We start from the raw sequence: 2,127 nt of genomic DNA on the forward strand, positions 1-2,127 counted from the left end.
GTTCTCAGGTTCTCGAGCGCGCGACAGGGTACGCTGGATGGGCGCACGCCGTCATCGCGGCATCCTGCGCTCCCCACAGACCTTCATCTCAGCGCCTCCACGCTGTCTCCGTGCGCTGATCGCGTGTTCGGGGGCGGCGGGGGGCCGGCACCCTCGAGGACGAACAATGGCCAACGCCACCCGGAACGATCTGCGAAACGTCGCGATCGTCGCACACGTCGACCACGGCAAGACCACGCTCGTCGACGCGATGCTCAACCAGACGAACTCCTTCGAGGCGCACGCGCACGTCGAAGAGCGCGCCATGGACTCGAACGAGCTCGAGCGCGAGAAGGGCATCACGATCCTCGCCAAGAACACGGCGATCTCGTACAAGGGCAAGCACGCGATCGACGGCCCCATCACGATCAACGTGATCGACACCCCTGGGCACGCCGACTTCGGCGGCGAGGTCGAGCGCGGCCTGTCGATGGTCGACGGCGTCGTGCTGCTCGTCGACTCGAGCGAGGGCCCGCTGCCGCAGACCCGCTTCGTGCTGCGCAAGGCGCTCGAGGCCCGCATGCCGGTGATCCTGCTCGTCAACAAGACCGACCGCCCCGACGCCCGCATCGACGAGGTCGTCGTCGAGAGCCAGGATCTGCTGCTCGGCCTCGCCTCCGACCTCGCCGACGACGTGCCCGACCTCGACCTCGACGCGATCCTCGACGTGCCGGTCGTCTACGCCTCGGGCCGCAACGGCGCCGCGAGCCACAACAAGCCGGGCAACGGCGAACTGCCCGACAACGACGACCTCGAGCCGCTGTTCGAGGCGATCCTCAAGCACATCCCCGCGCCCACCTACGACGACGAGCACCCGATGCAGGCGCACGTCACGAACCTCGACGCATCGCCCTTCCTCGGGCGACTCGCGCTGCTGCGCGTGCACCAGGGCACCATCAAGAAGGGCCAGACGGTCGCCTGGGTCAGGCACGACGGCACGGTGCAGAACGTGCGCGTGACCGAGCTCTTCCTCACGAAGGCGCTCGACCGCTACCCCGCAGAGAGTGCCGGCCCCGGCGACATCGCCGTGGTCGCGGGCTTCGAGGACATCATGATCGGCGACACGCTCGCCGACCCCGAAGACGTGCGTCCGCTGCCGTTCATCGCGGTCGACGAGCCCGCGATCTCGATGACGATCGGCACGAACACCTCGCCGCTCGTCGGCAAGGTCAAGGGCCACAAGCTCACCGCTCGCATGGTGAAAGACCGTCTCGACCGGGAACTCGTCGGCAACGTGTCGCTCAAGATCGTCGACATCGGCCGCCCCGACTCGTGGGAGGTGCAGGGGCGAGGCGAGCTCGCGCTCGCGATCCTCGTCGAGCAGATGCGTCGTGAGGGCTACGAACTCACGGTCGGCAAGCCGCAGGTGGTTACGAAGCAGGTCGACGGCAAGGTGCACGAGCCCTACGAGCACCTCACGATCGATGCGCCCGAAGAGTACCTCGGGGCGATCACGCAGCTGCTCGCCGCCCGCAAGGGCCGCATGGACAACATGTCGAACCACGGCACCGGCTGGGTGCGCATGGAGTTCATCGTGCCGAGCCGCGGGCTCATCGGGTTCCGTACCGAGTTCATGACGACGACGCGCGGCACCGGCATCGCGAACGCAATCTCGCACGGCTACGACGCATGGGCGGGCCAGATCGTGACGCGCAACAACGGCTCGATCGTCGCCGACCGCTCGGGCGTCGTGACGCCGTTCGCGATCATCGCGCTGCAAGAGCGCATGACGTTCTTCGTGAACCCGACCGAAGAGGTCTACGAGGGCATGGTCATCGGCGAGAACTCGCGCAACGACGACATGGACGTCAACATCACGAAAGAGAAGAAGCTGACGAACATGCGTCAGTCGACCTCCGACACGTTCGAGTCGATGACGCCGTCGCGCCAGCTCTCACTCGAAGAGTGCCTCGAGTTCGCCCGCGAAGACGAGTGCGTCGAGGTTACCCCGACCGCCGTTCGCATCCGCAAGGTCGAGCTCGACGCGACGGCTCGCGCCCGCGCGACGTCGCGCCTGAAGAAGCAGAACTAGCGGCGGCAGCACTCGAAGCCACTGCAGACGAGCGGATGCCTCGGGGTCGATCGACC

The 2,127-nt window shown here is 67.0% G+C and carries 1 protein-coding gene; it reads left to right on the forward strand.

Going from position 1 to position 2,127, the window contains the following annotated elements:
- The first annotated feature begins 166 nt into the window (after window positions 1-166).
- Window positions 167-2,071, forward strand: coding sequence for a translational GTPase TypA (gene typA, locus ACWGST_RS16995; RefSeq protein WP_452047848.1), 1,905 nt, complete (start codon window positions 167-169; stop codon window positions 2,069-2,071).
- The last annotated feature ends 56 nt before the right edge of the window (window positions 2,072-2,127 follow it).

Source organism: Agromyces sp. NPDC055520 (assembly GCF_053619715.1).

What these genes read in the sequence shown, in the direction of transcription:
- typA (WP_452047848.1), top strand. Translation starts at nt 167, where the DNA reads ATGGCCAACGCCACCCGGAACGATCTGCGAAACGTCGCGATCGTCGCA.